The following is a 19,599-nucleotide window of genomic DNA, read 5'->3' on the forward strand; positions in this document are numbered from 1 at the left end:
GGGCGGGGGAAAAGCCCCCGCCCGCCATGACATCCCACCATGTCCATACCCACATCCGCCTCCGCCTTCGGCGTCACCGAACGCCAAGCCCACGTGCTGGTCGGCGTCGACGCCCTGGCGCGGGCCATGCCCCAGGCGGTGATCCTCGAGGGCGGTTCGGCCGGGGAACGGGCGGCCGTGGCGCTCTACCTGGCGGCGCGGCTCAACTGCGAGGCGGCCATGCCGCCGTGCGGGGGTTGCGCCACCTGCCGGCAGATCCTGGACAAGGTTTTTTTGGATTTGCAGTATTTCGACGGCGCGGCGGAGACGATCAAGGTGGACGCCATGCGCGAGGTGCGCCGGCTGGTGGGCGAGCCGCCGCGCGGACCGGGCAAGCGTGTGATCATCCTGGCCGAGGCCCAGGGACTCACCGAAGAGGCGGCCAATGCGCTGTTAAAGGCCATGGAGGAGCCGCGCCCGGGCAATGTGTTCGTGCTGCTGACGCCCCAGCGCGAACGACTTTTTCTGACCCTGGTGTCGCGGTCGTTCACGCTGACCCTGGCCTGGCCGGACACGGCCGTGCCCTTGCCGGCCGGCGGCGAGGATGACCCGTGGCCGCTTCTGGACGCGCTCCATGGGTTCTGGCGCAGCGGCCGAGGCTGGTTTCCGGCGAACAAGGGACGGCCGTCGCGGCTTTGCGCCGAACGCGTCGTGACGGAGCTTTCGCGGGAACTGGCGGCGTTTTTTTCCGGGCGCACCGACACGGACCTGGCCAATCTGCTTTCCGGCTGCCGGGACCCGGACATTCCCCGCCGGCTGGACCTGCTGCTCTCGGAGTGCCAGGAAGCGTTGGTCCTCTCCCCCACTCCCGTCAATCCGGCCCTGGTGCTCGACCGGCTGGCGACGCGCGCCTATCTGTGGCTGCGCGGCTGACCTTCCCTCAGGAAGCCTCCTCGGCCGGATAGCAGACGACCTCGAAGCGCCGCCACGGCGGGTCGAGGGATTCCTCGAAAATCCGCGCCTCGTTGCGCAGTTCCAGCTTCAGATAGACCTCGCGCGCGGGATTCTCCCGCAAATCGATTTCAGACAATCGGCTCGTCTCGAAAGATTCGGGCGCGGCCACGTCCTTTTCCGAAGCGAATTGCAGCGTGGTGTAGCCACCGTCGCGACGCGACCAGGAAAGCTGGACGTAGCCGTTGATCGGCGGCGCGAGTTTTCGAAAAAACGTCACGGAGACCTGCGCCAGGGGCTTTTCCGATTCCACCCGCAGTATGAGCTCGCCGTTCGGGCGGCGCGTTACATCCGGTCGCAGGCCGGTTATCCGGTTGCGGCCATGTCCGATATCGATGGCCCAGGGCACGAGGTTGTCGCAACGCACGGCAGTGATGCGCACCGGGCTGTTTTGGGCCGGCAGAACGCCCTGGGGACCGAACTTCAGGCGCAGACGGACCGGATCGGCGTAATCAAACGCCTGCTGCGCCGGGGAGATCGTCACGTGCGGCCCATCGGCGGATCGCGTCACATGGATGGCGTTGGCCACGGCCATGGCCATCACGGTGTTGCCGTCGGCGCTCAGGTGGCCGTTTCGCGGCAGCAGGTAATAACGATCGACCGCCTCCCCTGACATGGCGCGCAGTTGCCGGGCCATATCGATGATGGGGATGCCGTTTTCCCGGCAAAACGGCACCAGGGCCAATGCCGGCTGATCGAGGTCCTCCCGGACCTGGGTCGCATCCGGGGCCAGGACGAAAAGAAACCGGGCGCCCGCTTCCTCAACCGCATCGCGCAGGGCCAGGAGCCCTCGGCGATAATTGTCCCACAGCCGTGAACGGGCAACATCGGGGTCGGCCGTCAGCAGGCGGCGACGATTCCCGATCAAGGCAAGTTCCGCGTCGGTCGGACGCACGTGGTACGCGGCAAACTGTCCCGTTTCGGCTCGCGAAGGACCGGAGGGAGGAAGCCCGCTTTGGACGAACCGCGCCACTTCCGGGAAATATCGCGTGAACCACCTGTTGAGACTGCGTTCCACGGATTCGCGGCCGGTTGCCCGCTCCAGCGGATTGTACCGGCCGCCCTGGCGGACCAGCAGGTCCTCGCGGAAAAACGAACCGGCCATTGCCTCAAGATCGTTGATGAAAAACTGAACGACCACGATGTCTGGCTTGAGCTTCGAACCTTTTTCGCGGAAATACGACAGTTCATCGAAGATGTCGTAAAACGGCACCCCGGCGTTTACTACCTGGACGCCCTGCTGGGGCAGTCGGCGCCGCAACAAATCCTCGAGAATCGCGGGATACGCCGCGTCGTCGTCGACGCCGACGCCGTAGGTAAACGAATCCCCCAGGCACAGCACGCGCAACGTGCCCGCCGGCTTGACGGCCGTGACCGATTCCTGCCCCCGAAATCCCTGGTCATTGGTGGTCACCGTGTAGGGCAGTCCCGCGATTTCGCGCTCCGTCACCCGAAGCCGCGGCTCCATGTCGCCAAGGACATTTACGTAGCCGCGCGGCTCGACCCGGACGGCAGGGTGGGAACCGGTGAAGGCCCAATACAGAATGATGGCAAAATGCGAGCCCAGGCACAGGCAAAAGACGAGAGAACCGGCCAAGGAGATCAAACGCCTCGCCCCCCAGGGAGCGTTGTCGTAAAGCATGCCGCCGCATAGCGGGCTTTCGGGGAAATGACAAACGCCCGCCGTCGGAAAACCGACGGCGGGCGTTTACGCTTGCGATCAGGCTGTTGCCGCTATTCGGTCGCGGCCTCTTCCTTTTTCTTCTTCTTGGGCACGCCCTGCAGGAAGATCGTCTCGTGCTCGGTGGTCACGGGACGATGCTCCTTGGTCATGGACAGGCAGCTTGTGGGGCACACCTCCACGCAGATGCCGCAGTAGACGCAGGCCATGGGATCACAGGTCCAGGTCCCGGCCTTGTTGTCCACGGTGATGCACTGGGACGGGCATTTGATCTGGCAGGTGCGGCAGAAGATGCACTCGTCGATGTTGTTGACGAGGGTGCCGCGAAACCCCTCGAAATGGCCCCGCACGGTAAACGGATACAGTCGCGTGGAGCTTTTGGTCAGCAGGTTGGCGACAACGTTTTTGGTCATGTTGAACATGGAACGCGCTCCTTTTTTACCGTTCGGTGCAGCTGATGCAGGGGTCGATGGACAGCACGAGGACCGGCACGTCGGCCAGCTCGCACCCCGGCAGCATGGCCAGAAGCGGCGGGATGTTGGCGAACGTCGGAGTGCGGATGCGCACACGGTCCATGTATTTGGAACCATTGCCCTTGAGGTAGTAGAGCAGTTCGCCGCGCGGCTGTTCCACGCGGGTAACGGCCTCGCCGTCGGGCTTGCCCTTGACCTTGACGGACACCAGCCCGCTGGGGAGGTCGAGGTTTGGCGGCGGCGCGGCCACGGTGCGGCGGCGCTTGTCACGCTTGTAGGCCTGCATCATGTCGCCGCGTTCGCCGGAGACGGGCTGCGGCGTGTCGTCGCCCATGACCCCTTCGATGTTGGTCGCGGTTTCGCCGGCGGGCATGCGGGCGATGGCCAGGCGCACGATGTCGATGGACTGGAGCGTCTCCCGGAAGCGCACGGCCGAGCGGGCGTAGGAGTCGCCGTCGTATTCGACGATGGGGTCGAAGCCGAGCTCGTCAAAGGCGGCGTAGCCGGTCTGGCGGGCGTCCTGGGCCCAGCCCGAACCGCGCAGGGTCGGGCCGACGGCGCCCAGCTGGTAGGCCTGCTCCTTGGTCAGCACGCCCTTGCCCACGGTGCGCTTTTTCACGGTATAGTCGTTTAAGATGGTGCTCGTCAGCTGCTTGAGCTCCTTTTCGGAGATGGCCAGCTGCTGTTCGATCCACTGACACTGCTCGGGGCTGAGGTCGCGGCGCGTGCCGCCGATGACATTGACCGAAACCACCACGCGGTTGCCGCAGGTGGCTTCCATGATGTCCATGATGCGCTCGCGAATCCGCCAGAACTGCATGAAAAGGCTCTCGAAGCCGAAGGCGTCGGCAAAAAGGCCCAGCCACAGCAGGTGGGAATGCATCCGGTGCAGCTCGCCCCAGATGGTGCGCAGGTACTTGGCGCGCGGCGGCACTTCGACGCCCATGATCTGTTCGACGCCCTCGCAGTAACACAGGGCGTGCAGACAGGAGCAGATGCCGCACACGCGTTCGACGATCTGGATCATCTGGTTGAAATCACGGATTTCGCACAGCTTTTCCAGGCCGCGGTGGACGTAGCCCAGGGTCGGCAGGGCCTCGACCACCGTCTCGTCCTCGATGGTGAGCTTCAAGTGCAGTGGTTCCGGCAAAACCGGATGCTGCGGTCCGAAAGGCAGTATGGTACGGGCCATAGGATTCCCTCTTTAGCTCTGTTTTTGAGCCACGCTGACCTTGCAAAAGGGCATGGCGCGCACTTCTTTTTCAAGGTACAGGGCTCCATCGAAATCGAGCACGATATCGCTGAAGCAGATGCCGAACTGGTCGCGAATCTCGTTTTCCACGAGCAAGGCGGCGAAGTAGACCGGAGAGATGCTCGGGATCACGGTGTCTTTCGGGATGGACAGCCGGTAATGCTTCATTACCAGGTCCTTGTCGTAGTGATAGATGACGTCGAAGCCGTCGTCGCCGGTCTGCACGGCGGACATGGTGACGAACCGCCAGCCGTCGTCAAGGCATTCCTTGGCGACGCCCTGCACGGCGTCACAGGTAACGGGTATGGTTTCCAGCACGGTCGTATCCTCGGATACGGGGCGATCGCACGCCCCGGTTGCATCGTTCGAACAGCGCCCTAGGCGGTCATGCCGAGCATGGTCTTGACCTTTTCCAACGCGGCCACGACGCCGTCGATGATGGCCTCGGGGCGGGCCGGGCAGCCCGGGACGTAGACGTCCACCGGGATGACCTTGTCCACGCCGCCGACCACGTTGTAGGCCTCGCGGAACACGCCGCCCGTACAGCCGCAGGCGCCGATGGCGATGACGGCCTTGGGTCCGGGCATCTGGTCGTAGATGTTTTTGAGCACGTGCTTGTTGCGTTGGTTGACGGTGCCGGTCACCAGCAGCACGTCGGCATGCTTGGGGTTGCCGACGTTTATGATGCCGAAGCGTTCGATATCGTACAGGGGCGTCAGGCAGGCCAGCGTTTCGATGTCGCAGCCGTTGCAACTGCCGCAGTCGAAGTGGACCACCCACGGGGACTTGATGCGTCCTTTATTGATCATGTTGCCGAACATGGATGCGCTCTCTTTGGTGATGGGTCGTTTTTATTGGGCGTAAAGCCACAGCATGTTGATCACGGTCAGGACCACGCCCATGCCCACGGCGGACTTGAGCATCCAGCGCCAGGTCAGGCGGGCCGTGACGTTGTCCACGATGATCTCGGCCAGATAGGTCAGAGCCACCAGGATGATCATGCCGACGACGCTCGTCGACCAAAAAAGCGCGCACAGTCCGAGAATCAGGATCACTTCGTACCAGTGGGCGATTTCAATCATGGCCAGATAGGGGCCGGAGTACTCGGTGTACACGCCGCGCACCAGTTCCTGGTGGGCATGGTGGCAGGCCGAGATGTCGAAGGGCGATTTGCGCAGCTTGATGGTGAGCGCATAGCCCAGCACGATGAACATCAGCGGGATGTCATAGAGCAGGGGGTGGTCGAGGGCGAACACGGCGCTGACCTTGAAGCTGCCGGTGACCATGGCGATGGCCGCGAAGACGAGGATCAAAAGCGGCTCGTAGGCCAGCATCTGGAGCAGTTCGCGCTGGCCGCCCACCTGGCTGTAGGGCGAGGGGGAGGCCAGGGCGCCCATGACCAGGAACACCGCGCCGACCGTCAGGACGAAGAAGATGAGCAGCAGATCGGAGCCCATGAAGAGCAGCATCACGGACAGGGCCGCGCCGGTCACGTAGACGTAGGCGCAGATGACCTGCCAGGTGTTGGTGACCATGGGCTCCTTGCCGAGCAGTTTGAACACGTCATAGATCGGCTGGAGGATGGGAGGCCCGTACCGGGACTGCAGCCAGGCGGTGACGCGACGATCCACGCCGGAAATCAGCGCTCCGGCGATGGGAGCCAGAACAAGGGCCGCAATAGCGATGATGATTTTGATGATCACAGGGCGCCTCCGAAAAGCATGATCACGAGCACGGCCAGTGCGACCACGTTGATCCACTTGGACAGCACGGCCTCGCCGAAGAACTGGTCAAGATAGTAGTTGCTGGCGGTGGCGGCCACGGGCAGGCCCAGGGGACCGAGGAAGCCGGGCTTGCCGTCGACCTTGAGCTGCTCGCCGCACATGTAGGGCGCGGCGACCTCGGCAGCGGTCACCTTGCGCGCCTGCTTGACGGCGAAGTACAGGCCCAGGCCAAGAAGGATAAAGAGCGGATAGATGATGAACACGCCCGTTGGCGAATCCAGGTTGCCCAGGTGCACGACGTAGGCCGTGCTATGGTAGTACATGGCCACGACCGGGGCCACCAGGCCGGTGTAGATCAGCGGGGAGAGCAGGCTCGCCCCGAGGGCCATGGCGGCCAGGATGACCAGCGGCAGGCGCACGGAGGGGAGCTGGACCTCGGGCTTGGGCCGGCCGAAGGGCACGGACAGCATGGTGCCGGCCCAGCGGGCCCAGAAGAGCACGGTCAGGGCCGAGCCCAGAACCAGCATGATCATGATCAGGAACTGCCCCGTGGCGGACTCGATGGCCATCCACTTGGCCATGAGCATGCCGAAAGGCGGCAGCATCAGGGTCGCGATAGCCAGGATCATGATCAGCGCCGTGCGGGGCATGACGCCATAGAGCCCGCGCATGTCCTCGATGTCACGCGAACCGATCTTCTGCTCCACCGTGCCCACGCACAAAAAGAGCAGGGCCTTGGAGATGGCGTGGAAGATGATGAGCAGGATGGCGGCGGTGATGGCCGCCGGGGTGTTGATGCCGGCGCAGGCGATGATGAGCCCCAGGTTGGAGATCGTGGAATAGGCCAGGATCTTCTTGCCGTTGGACTGCCCCACGGCCAGGGCGGCCATGCCCAGGAAGACCACCGCGCCAAAAAGCGCGATGAAGTTGCTCAAGTAGGTTCCGACGTAGATCGGGGCCAGGCGCACGATGAGGTACACGCCGGCCTTGACCATGGTCGAGGAGTGCAGCAACGCCGAGACCGGGGTCGGGGCGACCATGGCACCGGTCAGCCAGCTCTGGAACGGGGCCTGGGCGGCCTTGGTCATGCCGGCGAAGACCAGCAGGAACATGGGCACCAGGATGGCGCCGCCGGCCACGGCCAGTTCCGGCCCGCGGGCCAGGAGATCCTGGAGCGACAGGGTGCCGGTGGTCTGCTGCAACACGATGAGCGCGAAGAGGAAGGCCGCGCCGCCGAGCACGTTCATCCACAGGGCGCGTTCGGAGTTCTTGCGGGCGATCTCGGTGTCGTCATGGCCGATGAGCATGAACGAACACAGGGTGGTGCACTCCCAGAAGAAGTACATCCACAGCAGGTTGTTGGCCAGAACCAGGCCGTTCATGGCGCCCAGGAACAGCACGATGAAGAAGAAAAAGCGCGGCTGCCTGGACTTGGCCAGATGCAGGTGCTCCTCGTGCTCCTTCATGTAGCCGATGCCGTAGATGGCGATCAGCGAGCCGATGATGGAGACGATGCACACCATGATCAGGCTCAGGTCGTCGGCGAAAAAGGCCGGCGTTTTTCCATGGCCGTGGACCATGAAGAAGTCGAGCCAGAAAAGGCCGACGATCTGGGCGGCGGTGAGCCAGATGATGATCTGGTTCTTGCGTTTGAGACCCACAAACAGCACCACGAAGAGTATGACGAAGTCGCCAAGAGTGACGAGGGAGTCATACAGTGGGGCTGGCGACAGGATGAATGCTCCGCCGCGCAGCATGGCCACGGAGGCGAGGATGAGCACCCCCCCCATAACCACCAGGATGACCTTGCGCACGTTTTGCTCACGCAAAACGAGCAACATGGCTGCGACCAGAAATGGCAGCAGCACCGTCGCAAACACCAACGTGTCGAGCATAGGCACCTCGGAAAAAAGTTTAGGGACCGCCATGGACTTAACGCTCCGCCCCCGCCGCGAGGCAAGCTATCCACAAGCATTTCGGCCGCCTGCTTTGGAAAAACTCTAGGCCCCATGAGGGAGAGCGTCAAGTTTAGGCGTCTTATAAGAAATTGCCACCTTGCGCAACAGCGTGATCTGTTTCACAAGGGTCCTTTTCCAGAAAAAAAAGCCCAAGCTACAGAGGCTTGGGCTTTCCCGTCACATTTCTCCCGGTCCCTGCCGTGTCGGGGCTCGGACGCGGCGGCTCACCGCATGTGCGTGTCCAGGAAGTCCAACACCCGCCCCGTATTCTCCGGCGTCGTGAATTGTTCGCCCAAATGATCCGCGCCCTTGAGGATGTCGAGGGTTACGCCGCCCGTCCCGGCCCCTTGGCGCAGCGCCTCGGCGAAGGGAACGGGCGGGACGACGTCTTTTTTTGCCCCGCAACTCGTTTTTTTCACTCCCGCCCCTTGCCTTTCGCCGTGATGTGGTTAGATAGATTTCCGCCCGCCGCTAGCACTCGGACCAAGTGAGTGCCAGCGGCGGGTCCAACTTGCCAAACACTACTGGAGGTCATTAGGTATGAAGCTCAAACCCTTAGGCGATCGCGTGCTTGTCAAACGGCTGGAACAGGAGGAAGTCACGAAGGGTGGCATCATCATCCCCGACTCCGCCAAGGAAAAGCCCATGAAAGGCGAGGTCATCGCCGTCGGTCCGGGCAAGCTCGACGACAAGGGCTCCCACATGAAGATGCATGTCGAAAAGGGCAATCTGGTCCTTTTCAACAAGTACGCCGGCACCGAGATCAAGATCGACGACGACGAGCTCCTCGTGATGCGCGAGGACGACATCCTGGCCGTCATCGAGGCCTAAGGCCGATTGATCCCCATCTTCCGAATTTCCATTCTTAATTGAAGGAGAGCATACATGGCTGCCAAAGAGATTCTGTTCGATTCCAAAGCGCGCGAAAAGCTGAAACATGGTGTTGACAAGCTGGCCAACGCCGTAAAGGTCACCCTGGGACCCAAGGGCCGCAACGTGGTCATCGAGAAGTCCTTCGGTTCCCCGATCATCACCAAGGACGGCGTGACCGTGGCCAAGGAAGTCGAGCTTGAGGACAAGTTCGAGAACATGGGCGCCCAGATGGTCAAGGAAGTCGCTTCCAAGACCTCCGACATCGCCGGCGACGGCACCACCACCGCCACCATCCTGGCCCAGGCCATTTTCACCGAGGGCGTCAAGCTCGTGGCCGCCGGCCGCAATCCCATGGCCATCAAGCGCGGCATCGACAAGGCGGTCGCCTCCGTCGTCGCCGAGCTCGAGACCCTGGCCAAGCCCACCCGCGACCAGAAGGAAATCGCCCAGGTCGGCACGATTTCCGCCAACTCCGACGCCACCATCGGCAACATCATCGCCGAGGCCATGAACAAGGTCGGCAAGGAAGGCGTCATCACCGTCGAGGAAGCCAAGGGCATGGAAACCACCCTTGACGTCGTCGAAGGCATGCAGTTCGACCGCGGCTATCTCTCCCCCTACTTCGTCACCGATCCCGAGCGGATGGTTTGCGAGCTCGACGAGCCGCTGATCCTCATCAACGAGAAGAAAATCGCCGCCATGAAGGACCTGCTGCCTGTTCTCGAGCAGGTCGCCAAGATGTCCCGTCCCCTGCTGATCGTGGCCGAGGATATCGAGGGTGAGGCCCTGGCCACCCTGGTCGTCAACAAGCTGCGCGGCACCCTGCAGGTTTGCGCCGTCAAGGCCCCGGGCTTCGGCGACCGCCGCAAGGCCATGCTGGAAGACATCGCCATCCTCACCGGCGGCCAGGCCGTCTCCGAGGACCTCGGCGTCAAGCTGGAAAACATCACCCTGGTCGACCTCGGCAAGGCCAAGCGCGTGCTCGTCGACAAGGAAAACACCACCATCGTCGACGGCTCCGGCGACGCCGACAAGATCAAGGCCCGGGTCAAGCAGATCCGCGCCCAGATCGATGAGACCACCTCCAGCTACGACAAGGAAAAGCTCCAGGAGCGCCTGGCCAAGATCGTCGGCGGCGTTGCCGTCATCAATGTCGGCGCGGCCACCGAGACCGAGATGAAAGAGAAGAAGGCCCGCGTCGAAGACGCCCTGAACGCCACCCGCGCGGCCGTCGAGGAAGGCATCGTGCCTGGCGGCGGCGTCGCCCTGGTGCGCTGCGTCAAGAACCTGCCCGACCTCAAGCCGGCCGACGACGACGAGCGTGCCGGCATCGATATCGTGCTGCGCGCCATCGAAGAGCCGCTGCGCCAGATCGCCGGCAATGCCGGCTTCGAGGGCTCCATCGTCGTGGCCAAGGTGCGCGACGGCAAGGAAGGCTTCGGCTTCAACGCCGCCACCGGCGAGTACGAGGACCTGATCAAGGCCGGCGTCATCGACCCCAAAAAGGTCACCCGCATCGCCTTGCAGAACTCCTCCTCCGTGGCCGGCCTGCTCCTGACCACCGAGGCGGCCATCTGCGAAAAGCCCGAGCCCAAGAAAGATATGCCCCCGATGCCCGGCGGCGGCATGGGCGGCATGGGCGGCATGTACTAGGCCGACCGCTTCCATATCGTTACCGCCAAGGGGGCCGGACATCCGTCCGGCCCCCTTTTATTTGCCCGGGCAAGGCCGGCGCCCGCGTTGACCGGCCGCCCCGGCCGCGCTATCTGATGGCAGCCTCAAACCAAGGAGACTTCATGCCGGAATCCGCGCCCAAGGCCGACACGGTCCACGACGCCCCGCCCTACGACCTCAACAATCCCCAGGTGCTTCTGGCCTGGCAGCGCAACCACCTGGCCAACGAACGCACCTTCTTGGCCTGGTGCCGCACGGGGCTGGCCCTTTTCGGCTTCAGCTTCGTCATCGAGCGCTTCGACTTCTTCATCCGGCAGATCCAAAACGTGCCAATGTTCGCCGGCATGGCCCAGAAACACTTCCACACCGAGGCCATAACGCTTTCCACCTTCGCCGTGGGCGTGCTGGTCATGGTCGTGGCCACCTGGCGTTTCTGGTACATCCGGCGTTGCATCAACAAGGGGGCCAAGACCTTTTCCGTCACCCCGGACATCATTTTCACCGCCGCCGTGGTCGGCATCATCATCGGCCTTTTTTCCGTGTTCTGGCATCTGATCGTCCAAAAATGACGCGCCCCAAACCGGAGGCTGCCCTATGCGCCCTGCCATGGGTCTTTTTCCCGTCTGGTTCCTTATCGTCCTGCTGGCCGCCCTGCCCGCCCGGGCGGCCGATACCAAGCCCCTGGCCCGGGCCGTGATCCTGGAGGCCGCCGGCCGCCTCGACAGCCAGCTCGCGGCCGTTGCCGGCAGCGCCAGGGCCCTTGGCGCGGCCTATGCCGCCGTGTGGCGCGACACCCCGGCCCCGCCGCCGGAAGTGCGGGCCAAATACCTGCAAAGCTACGCCGTCAAGGACGGCGTGGTGGCCTTTCGCGACGCCACAGGGCCGTGCGGCGCCAATCCGCAAGCCATGGCCCCCTGCCAGGCGCTGCTTTTCTACGACGGCGAAAACTTCACCGACGAGACCTTCCGAACGCTTGCGGCCATGACCAGACTGGCCCCGGCCATGGCCGCCGCCCATGACGCCCTGCCCTTTTCCTGGGTCTACCTGACAACGCCGGGCCAGAACTTCGCCATCTACCCCTACCTGCCCCTCTCCCGCGCCCTGGAAAACTACCAGCCCACCCAGAAAGGCTTCTACACGGCCGCCGATTTCGAGAAGAAGGCCTGCGGCTGGGAATCGCCCTACCTCGATCTGGCCGGGGCCGGCATGATGGTCACGGCCTCGTGCCCGATCTACGACGGCGACAGGCTTCTCGGCGTGGCCTCGCGCGACGTGACCCTGGCCCAGTTGTCCAAGGACGTCATGGCCGATCTGGCCGCCATTCCCGGCGCGCAGGCCATCATCATGAACCGGCGCGGCAAGGCCATCGCGGCAAGCGACCCCAAGGTGGCGGAGTTTATCGTCTCCGAAAACGCCAAGGCCGGCGACGCGGTAGTCTACTTCCGGGCCGACCGGGGGCTGGCGGCCCTTGGCAAGGAGAAAAACGTGGAAAGCCCCGAGAGCGGGCTCAACGACGCGGCCGAAACGGTCATCGAGCGGGCCGAAACGCAACGCCAATGGCCCATCGAACTCTCCAGGGCCAAGGACACGGTGCTGGCCGCGCGGCTCAACACCACAGGCTGGTACCTGGTGCTGGTGTTGCCCCACAAGGTGGCCAAATGAGCGAGTCCTTTCCCCACGGCGGCAACCTCCGCGCCCTGGCCGAGGCCGCCGGGCGCGATCCGGCCGACATCCTCGACGCCTCGGCCAGCATCAATCCCCTCGGTCCGCCGCCCTGGCTGCGCCAGGTCCTAAGCGCCGCCACGGGCGAGCTTGTCCATTACCCGGACCCGGACGCGACCGCGCTCATCACGGCAGCCTGCGAACGCTACGGCGCGCCGGCCTCCCATTTCGTGGCCGGCGGCGGCACGAGCGAGATCCTCTACGCCCTGCCCCGCGCGACCGGCCTGGCCCGGGCCGTGATCCCCACGCCCTGCTACGCCGACTACGCCACGGCCGCCCACAAATCCGGCATGGACATCCGCCGGGTGCCGGCCGTGGAATTCGACGACTTCGCCGTCCACCTCGACCGGGTGGAAGGCGTGTTGCGCTCGCCCTCCCTGATCATCCTCGGCAGCCCCGGCAACCCCACCGGAAAGGTCATCCCCGCTGACGCCATCGTGGACATGGCCTCGCGCCATCCCCAGTGCCTGTTCCTGGTGGACGAGGCCTTCGCCGACTTCGTGCCCGGCTTCGCCTCCCTGGCCGGCGCGGACCGGCCGTACAACGTGGCCGTGCTCCTGTCGCTGACCAAATCCTTCGCCATCCCCGGCCTGCGCCTGGGGCTCCTCGCCGCCAGCCCCGACCTGGCCGGCTGGGTCCGCAGCAAGCTGCCGCCCTGGTCGGTCAACACCCTGGCCCAGGCTGTTGGCGCGCGGGGACTGGCCGATACCGAATACATGGAAGCGACCCGGCAGGCCCTGCCCGGCCTGCGCCAGCGCCTTGCCGATGGACTCACGAAACTGGGGTTTACGGTCCTGCCCGGCGCGGCCAATTTCCTTTTGGCGAGACTCCCGGCCGAAGCCTCCCCCTCGGGCGAAGTCTGCCGCCGGGTCCTGGCCGAGCACGGCGTGGCGCTTCGCGACTGCGCCAACTTCCATGCCCTGTCCGACCGCTTCATCCGGGTGGCCGTGCGCCGGGAGGACGAAACCGACCGCATCCTGGCCGCCCTGGCCGGAGTGCTCGATTCCCCCCTGGCCCCGTCCTTTGCCCCCAGGCGAGGGACGCCGGCGCTGATGGTCCAGGGGACGGCCTCCAATGCCGGCAAATCCGTGCTCTGCGCCGGGCTGTGCCGGCTGCTTGCCCGCCGGGGACTTCGGGTCGCGCCGTTTAAGTCCCAGAACATGTCGCTCAATTCCGGGGTCACGGCCGACGGGCTGGAGATGGGCCGGGCGCAGATCGTCCAGGCCCGGGCCTGCCGCCTCGCCCCGGACGTGCGCATGAACCCGGTGCTTTTAAAACCCACCTCCGACGTCGGCTCCCAGGTCATCGTGCTCGGCAAGCCCGTCGGCGTCATGCGGGTGGGCGAATACATCAACTATAAGCCCCAGGCCTTCACCGCGGCCAAGGAGGCCTACGACGCCCTGGCCGCCGAAGTGGACGTGATGGTGCTGGAGGGAGCCGGCAGCCCGGCCGAGGTCAATTTACAGGCCCACGACATGGTCAACATGGCCATGGCCGCCCATGCCGGGGCGAAGGTGCTGCTCGCGGCGGACATCGACCGGGGCGGGGCCTACGCGGCGCTGCTCGGCACCATGGAGTGCCTGGCCGAGGCGGACCGCGACCGGGTGGCCGGCTACCTGCTCAACCGCTTCCGGGGCGATCCGTCGCTGCTGTCCCCGGCCAACGATTTTTTGCGCCGGGCCACGGGCAGGGACGTCCTCGGCGTCGTGCCCTGGATCGACAACCTCGGCCTGCCGGAAGAGGATTCCGTCACCTTCAAGGACGGGGGAACGCTGCCGACCGCGCTTCCCGACGACCCGGACGTTCTCGACATCGCGGTCGTCGATCTGCCGCGCGTGTCCAACTTCACCGACCTGGACGCCCTGGCCGTGGAGCCGGATGTCCGCCTGCGCCGGGTGCGAAACGCCGGCGAGCTGGGACAGCCGGACGCCCTGATCCTGCCTGGCAGCAAGAACACCCTGGCCGATCTGGCCTGGCTTGGCGAAACGGGACTGGCCGCGGCGATCATCGCCCTGGCCGGGGAAGAAAAAACGGAGATCGTGGGGATTTGCGCCGGCCTGCAGATGCTCGGCACGGCCGTGGCCGATCCGCTGGGGCTGGAATCGGGCCGGAAACGCGAGGATGGACTGGGACTCCTTGGGATCAGCACGGAACTGGCAGCCGCCAAGACCCTGGCCGCCACCCGGGCCGTGTACGCGGACTCGGACCTGGCCCTTAACGGCTACGAGATCCACCACGGCCTGACCGTGCCCGACAACGCCGCCCCGCCCCGCATCGTCGTCACGCGTGAGGACGGCTCGCCCATGGGCTATGCCCGGCCGGACGGACGCGTCTGGGGGGCGTATCTGCACGGCATCTTCGACGCCGACGCCTTCCGACGCCATTTCCTCAATGCCCTGCGCGCACGCCGAAACCTCGCCCCCATCGCCCACGCCACGCCCTACGACCTGGAGCCGGCCCTCGACCGGCTGGCCGACGTGCTGGAGGCGCACCTCAACCTCCCCGCCCTGCTACGGCGACTCGGCCTGTAAGATTTTGAAAAGGAACCGGGGGGAAACCTTTCTTGCAGAAAGGTTCTCCCCCCGGGCCCCCTTTCCAAAGACTCTTAACAGTTACGAGGCACCACAGGCTATCCAGTTGTAACCGCTAAAAGTTTTGGGGAGGGGAGAGCGCGAGAGGGGAACCCTTTTTTCAAAAAGGGTTCCCCTCTCGCACCTTCCTCGCATCTCCTCAAAACCGCGCCGCGTCAGGAAGCGGCGCTGGAGCTTGCGGTCGAGGCGCAGGAGGAACAACCTCCGGAAGGCGCCTTGGCGCAGGAAGCGGCATCGGAAGTGGTGGTCGTGGAGGATGCGGCGGAAGAGGAGTCCCCGGAGGAGGCGTCCGCGGACTTGGCGTCATGGGCCTTGCCGCCGTTGGCGGCCTCGCCGGCGGCGCTACACCCGCCGTTACCCTTGTAATCGGTCACATACCAGCCCGTGCCCTTGAGCACGAACGAGGTGTTGGACATGATGCGATGGGCCTGCGCGCCGCACGCCTCGCAGGGCGCTTCGTCCACGTCGAAATGTTTCTGCAAGATCTCGGAAATCTTGCCGCACTTGTCGCATTTGTATTCATAGATGGGCATCGTACACTCCCCTTGAGGCCGCATTCGGCCCCGTGATCGGCCGCAACAAGTCATCTTTCGGCCCTTTTTTGTCAAGGGCCGTTCGATCGGCCGCCGCGCGGCTCGGCAGCACTCGACGAGGTCGAGCGCCAAAAAAGTAATCGGTTCCGCAGGGCAGTCAAGGGGGGCAGGCGGGGAAAAACCGCCATGGGCACGCCGCGGGCAATCCCACGGCGGCCCATGGCCAAGCGGCTCCTATCCGGCCGGCCGCCGCGTCCACAGCTGCATCTCCCGCATCTTCTTGCGCCGTTCCCGTTGCAGGGCCTTGCACACAAGCGGCATGCCCTTGGGATAGCCCCATTTCACCCGATACTCGTCCGGTGTAAGCCCGAATTTGGCCAGATGACGCTTGGTGATTATCTTGTACGGTTTGCCGGATTCCATGCACATGATGGTGCGTTCCTTGACAGCCTTCTTCGGATCGAGCGGCGTATCGCCGGACACCAGTGCACGCGCCCCGCCACCCGCAATATCGATGGATTTAATACTCCCGGCCAGTTTCGACATCATGGCCGTTATTTCATCTTCCGTCATATTGCGCACCTTGGCCTGCGCCTTCACGATATCCAGAGCAAGAGATAAATAGGTATCCATGGGACGTCTCCTCCAAACAGGAATTTTACGCCTGTTGTCACGAAAAAAGACAACGCGTCAGGTTGTCAAGTCGCGCAAACCCGGAAAAAGGTTGCACCCTATGGAAAGAGTAAATATCCCTTGGGAAAATCCACACACAAAGGAACACTCATGCCGGGAAAATCGCCCCTGCCCGCCCTGTCCCGACTGCTTGCCGTCGTTGCAATGATTCTGACCGGTTGCAGCCACGCCTACGTCAACCCCAATATCGCCAACCCGGCCGACGCCAAAAAACAATTCGCCGCCGATTCCGCCATCTGCACCCAGGAAGCCAACCAGGACGTGCCCCCGACCTACGGCATGGACCGCTTCTACTTCGACCCCACGCCAATCGCCGAAACCGAAAAATGGATGGGAAACGTGGTCGAAGACGACGACAACCTCGACGCCTACAGCGCCTGCATGCACCGCCGTGGCTGGCGCTTCAAAAAGAAGTAGACGGAGATAATCCGGCAGAAAAGGGGGGCTCTGCCCCCCAGCCCCCGCCGGGATGCCACGGGCCCCCCGGGCCCCCCATCCGGTGCGCTTTGGCCGCGCGGGAGCGGGGTTGGCTGGCGGTCAGGCGCAGGGGTGAAGATGCAGGCGGCATTTGTCGGGACGCTGCATGTCGCTTCGCGACAAGCTCGTCCCGGCAAATGCCGCCTGCACCACGCCGTCGCCCCTTCGGGGCGAAAAAAGAAAGAATGTACTGAACCGCGTTAAGTAAAGGCGTCGCGCCCCGTCACAGCTCCCCTATGAAAGTTTTTGGGGAGGGAGGGGGTCCGGGGGAGGGGACCCTTTTTTTCAAAAAAGGGTCCCCTCCCCCGGCAAACACATCGTCCTAGTGCACGGTGCCGCTGGTGGAGCCGGACGGGTTGCCGGTCGAGGCGAGGTTGGCGCTGAAGCGCTGCACGGCCGGGTCCTTGCGCCATTCGGAAAAGAGGTTGTCCCAGTCCGAGAACGACATGGTTTCCTGGTCGAGCTGGCCCTCGTGGCCGGACATCCAGACCGAGAAAAGCTGCATGAGCAGGGCCAGCGGCTTGCTGTCGAAGGCCTTGGCCACGGTGCCTATGGGGTAGTTGCCGCCTTCCATGGTCTTGAACACGAATTCTCCAACCGACCGGCGGGAGCTTTCCATATCGATGGGCTGGCCGTTGACCTCGGCGATGAAGCCGGCCAGATCCGGATGCTCCGTCCGCAAGGCCGTCAGCTCCTCTTGCGGCACATCGAGGTAGACGACGCCATCCTGCTCCACGGCGAAGTAGAACCGGGCCCAGTGTTCGACCATAAACACGCGGAAGATTTCCTCGGCGGCTTTTTCCATAACATCCATGTGGTATGCTCCTTATGTCGCGACGCGGGGGCAGCGCACGAAATGCCCCGGCGCGACCTGAGTCAGTTCGGGTTCGTCGGCGGCGCACTCGGGCACGGCCAGCGCGCAGCGGGGATGAAAGCGGCAGCCGTGGAGCGGCGCGGCCGGGTCCGGCGGATCACCGCTTATGGGAACCGGAAGCCGGTGCGCCGGATCGATGATCGGGGCCGCCGCCAGAAGCGCCCTTGTATACGGATGCAGCGGCGCGTCGTAAAGCGCCTTAGCCGGGGCCAATTCCACCACCCGGCCGAGGTACATGACGGCCACCCGGTCGCTTAAGTGCCCCACCACGGCCAGGTCGTGGGAAATGAACAAATAGGCCAGACCCAGCCGCTCCTTGAGGTCGGCCAAGAGGTTTATGACCTGGGCCTGGACCGAGACGTCGAGGGCGGAAACGGGCTCGTCGCACACGAGCAGCCGGGGCGAAAGGGCCAGCCCCCGGGCCACGGCCACCCTCTGGCGCTGGCCGCCGGAGAACTGGTGGGGAAAACGTCTGGCGTGCTCGGGCAAGAGTCCGACCAGGGAAAGCAGCTCCAGCACGCGCTCGCGGCGTTTGGCCCGGCCCATGCCCGCCGCCCGCAGCCCTTCGGCCACGGACCAGCCGATGGGGAGCCGGGGATTGAGCGAGGCGAACGGGTCCTGGAAAATCATCTGCACCAGGCCGGGGAGCTGTCGACGCGTCTCGCGGCCGCCCGCCCAGGGATCACGGCCGGCCAGGCGCACACTGCCGACGCTTGGCGGCTCGAGCCCGACGGCCAGCCGGGCCAGCGTCGACTTGCCGCAGCCCGACTCGCCCACAAGGCCCAGCGTCTCGCCCGGGGCCACGGTCAGGTCCACCCCGTCCACGGCCTTGACAGTGCGGGTCGCGGACGAAAAAAAGCCCTGGCGCGACACATAGTGCCGCCGCACGCCGGCAAGCTCCAGTACGGGGGCGGCCTCTTGGGACTTCGCGTCCTGTCCTTGAAGCGCATCCATGACAACGTCTGCCTATAACCAAGTTAACCCATTAAAAAGTTTAGGAAGGGGAGAGCGCGAGAGGGGAGAACCCTTTTCAAAGGGTTTCCCCTCTCGCACTGTCTTCTCATAATATTTACCCATACAGCCAACACCGCGCGCGGCGGCCGTTGTCCAGGGTGAAAAAGGGCGGTGCTTCGTGGGCGCACGGCGCGAAGGCCCTGGGGCAGCGGGGATGAAAATGGCAGCCCGTCGGCAGGGCGGACAGGCTCGGCACCGTGCCGGCGATGGGCGTCAGCCGGCCCCGGTCAGACAGGCGCGGCAGCGAGGCCAGAAGCCCCTGGCTGTAGGGATGGGCCGGACCGTCGAAAAAAGCCCGCACCCCGGCATATTCCACCACCCGGCCGGAATACATCACGGCCACGGCGTCGGCGGTCTGGGCCACCACGCCGAGGTTGTGGGTGATAAGCGCGATGGCCGTGCCGGAATCCCTGGTCAGGCCCAGCATGAGGTCGAGGATCTGGCGCTGCACCGTGACGTCGAGCGCCGTGGTCGGCTCGTCGGCGATGAGCAGCTCCGGGGAAAGGATGAGCGCCATGGCGATCATGACCCGCTGGCGCTGGCCGCCGGAAAGTTCGTGGGGATAGGCGGAAAGCCGTTTCGAGACGTCCGGCAGGCCCACCCGGACCAGCATGGCGGCGGCGGCGTCCTTGGCTTCCCGGCGGGAAGCTTTGCGGTGGATGCGCACCGGCTCCGACACCTGGTCGCCGATGGTGAGCACCGGATTGAGCGAGGTCATGGGCTCCTGGAAGATCATGGAGGCCCGGCTGCCGCGAATGGCCCGACGTTCCCGCTCGGGCAGGGCCAGGATGTCCCGGCCGTCGAAGATCGCCTTGCCTGTCGTCACCCGCCCCGGAGGCGGCACGAGCCCCAGCACCGAAAGGGACAGCACCGTTTTGCCGCAACCCGACTCCCCGACCACGGCCATGACCTCGCCGCGCCCGATGGCGAGATCCACGCCGTCGACGGCCGTAAGCGGCCCTCCGGGGGAGTCGAAAACCGTGGTCAGGTTTTCAACGGATAAAAGGGCTTGCTGCATGGTCATGGCGTCCTGCCCCTTCCTACCGGCTTTGCCGGTCCCCAGCAAGGCG

Annotated in this window: 20 protein-coding genes; 7 read left to right on the forward strand and 13 right to left on the reverse strand. The window is 64.6% G+C overall.

Annotated features, from left to right (window positions below; genetic code table 11):
- Positions 1–39: 39 nt before the first annotated feature.
- Positions 40–912, forward strand: a complete 873-nt coding sequence (locus K9F62_04265) for a DNA polymerase III subunit delta' (GenBank protein ID UJX41913.1) — start codon at positions 40–42, stop codon at positions 910–912.
- 7 nt (positions 913–919) lie between these two features.
- On the opposite strand, the gene K9F62_04270 is transcribed toward K9F62_04265, so the two are convergent.
- From K9F62_04270 to K9F62_04305, 8 genes are all read right to left on the reverse strand, one after another.
- Entirely contained in the window at positions 920–2,587 is a 1,668-nt protein-coding gene (locus K9F62_04270; protein ID UJX41914.1) for a hypothetical protein, read from the reverse strand.
- Between the two features lie 137 nt (positions 2,588–2,724).
- Positions 2,725–3,093 carry a 4Fe-4S binding protein gene (locus K9F62_04275; protein ID UJX41915.1) on the reverse strand — a complete coding sequence of 123 codons (369 nt, stop codon included), beginning with the start codon at positions 3,091–3,093 and terminating at the stop codon, positions 2,725–2,727.
- A gap of 16 nt (positions 3,094–3,109) precedes the next feature.
- On the reverse strand, positions 3,110–4,336 hold the full coding sequence (locus K9F62_04280) for a nickel-dependent hydrogenase large subunit (GenBank protein ID UJX41916.1): 1,227 nt from the start codon (positions 4,334–4,336) through the stop codon (positions 3,110–3,112).
- Between the two features lie 12 nt (positions 4,337–4,348).
- Positions 4,349–4,714, reverse strand: coding sequence for an NADH-quinone oxidoreductase subunit C (locus tag K9F62_04285; GenBank protein UJX41917.1), 366 nt, complete (start codon positions 4,712–4,714; stop codon positions 4,349–4,351).
- 59 nt (positions 4,715–4,773) lie between these two features.
- A complete protein-coding gene (locus K9F62_04290) occupies positions 4,774–5,217 on the reverse strand; it encodes an NADH-quinone oxidoreductase subunit B family protein (protein UJX41918.1) in 444 nt (147 codons plus the stop codon).
- 30 nt (positions 5,218–5,247) lie between these two features.
- Positions 5,248–6,096, reverse strand: a complete 849-nt coding sequence (locus tag K9F62_04295; protein UJX43123.1) for an NADH-quinone oxidoreductase subunit H — start codon at positions 6,094–6,096, stop codon at positions 5,248–5,250.
- Positions 6,096–8,015, reverse strand: a complete 1,920-nt coding sequence (locus K9F62_04300; protein UJX43124.1) for an NADH-quinone oxidoreductase subunit L — start codon at positions 8,013–8,015, stop codon at positions 6,096–6,098. The genes K9F62_04295 and K9F62_04300 overlap by 1 nt, the downstream gene beginning before the upstream one ends.
- A gap of 287 nt (positions 8,016–8,302) precedes the next feature.
- The gene (locus K9F62_04305; GenBank protein UJX41919.1) at positions 8,303–8,497 is read right to left on the reverse strand and encodes a hypothetical protein; all 195 of its coding nucleotides are present in this window, start codon (positions 8,495–8,497) and stop codon (positions 8,303–8,305) included.
- Positions 8,498–8,618: 121 nt separating this feature from the next.
- Here K9F62_04305 and groES point away from each other — a divergent pair, with 121 nt between their 5' ends.
- From groES to K9F62_04330, 5 genes are all read left to right on the forward strand, one after another.
- Positions 8,619–8,909 (forward strand): co-chaperone GroES, encoded by a 291-nt coding sequence (gene groES, locus K9F62_04310; protein UJX41920.1) that lies wholly within the window; start codon positions 8,619–8,621, stop codon positions 8,907–8,909.
- Between the two features lie 54 nt (positions 8,910–8,963).
- Complete coding sequence (gene groL, locus K9F62_04315; protein ID UJX41921.1) at positions 8,964–10,604, forward strand: chaperonin GroEL; 1,641 nt, start codon at positions 8,964–8,966, stop codon at positions 10,602–10,604.
- Between the two features lie 143 nt (positions 10,605–10,747).
- Complete coding sequence (locus tag K9F62_04320) at positions 10,748–11,194, forward strand: DUF202 domain-containing protein (GenBank protein UJX41922.1); 447 nt, start codon at positions 10,748–10,750, stop codon at positions 11,192–11,194.
- Positions 11,195–11,219: 25 nt separating this feature from the next.
- Positions 11,220–12,287 (forward strand): histidine kinase, encoded by a 1,068-nt coding sequence (locus K9F62_04325; GenBank protein UJX41923.1) that lies wholly within the window; start codon positions 11,220–11,222, stop codon positions 12,285–12,287.
- Entirely contained in the window at positions 12,284–14,878 is a 2,595-nt protein-coding gene (locus K9F62_04330; protein UJX41924.1) for a cobyric acid synthase, read from the forward strand. Before K9F62_04325 ends, K9F62_04330 begins: the two co-directional genes overlap by 4 nt.
- Before the next feature lie 215 nt (positions 14,879–15,093).
- Here K9F62_04330 and K9F62_04335 read toward each other — a convergent pair whose 3' ends face one another.
- Positions 15,094–15,471: a transcriptional regulator gene (locus K9F62_04335; protein UJX41925.1), complete on the reverse strand. Its 378-nt coding sequence runs from the start codon at positions 15,469–15,471 to the stop codon at positions 15,094–15,096.
- Between the two features lie 234 nt (positions 15,472–15,705).
- On the reverse strand, positions 15,706–16,104 hold the full coding sequence (locus tag K9F62_04340; GenBank protein UJX41926.1) for a MucR family transcriptional regulator: 399 nt from the start codon (positions 16,102–16,104) through the stop codon (positions 15,706–15,708).
- 150 nt (positions 16,105–16,254) lie between these two features.
- Between K9F62_04340 and K9F62_04345 the strand changes: the two genes are divergently transcribed.
- Positions 16,255–16,581: a hypothetical protein gene (locus K9F62_04345; GenBank protein UJX41927.1), complete on the forward strand. Its 327-nt coding sequence runs from the start codon at positions 16,255–16,257 to the stop codon at positions 16,579–16,581.
- A 382-nt stretch (positions 16,582–16,963) separates the two neighbouring features.
- On the opposite strand, the gene K9F62_04350 is transcribed toward K9F62_04345, so the two are convergent.
- The 3 genes from K9F62_04350 to K9F62_04360 form a co-directional block, all read right to left on the reverse strand.
- Positions 16,964–17,455, reverse strand: a complete 492-nt coding sequence (locus tag K9F62_04350; GenBank protein UJX41928.1) for a hypothetical protein — start codon at positions 17,453–17,455, stop codon at positions 16,964–16,966.
- 12 nt (positions 17,456–17,467) lie between these two features.
- Complete coding sequence (locus tag K9F62_04355; protein ID UJX41929.1) at positions 17,468–18,469, reverse strand: ATP-binding cassette domain-containing protein; 1,002 nt, start codon at positions 18,467–18,469, stop codon at positions 17,468–17,470.
- A 115-nt stretch (positions 18,470–18,584) separates the two neighbouring features.
- Positions 18,585–19,547 (reverse strand): ABC transporter ATP-binding protein, encoded by a 963-nt coding sequence (locus K9F62_04360; GenBank protein ID UJX43125.1) that lies wholly within the window; start codon positions 19,545–19,547, stop codon positions 18,585–18,587.
- Positions 19,548–19,599: the final 52 nt, after the last annotated feature.

This window comes from Desulfovibrio sp. JY (assembly GCA_021730285.1).
GTDB lineage: Bacteria > Desulfobacterota > Desulfovibrionia > Desulfovibrionales > Desulfovibrionaceae > Solidesulfovibrio.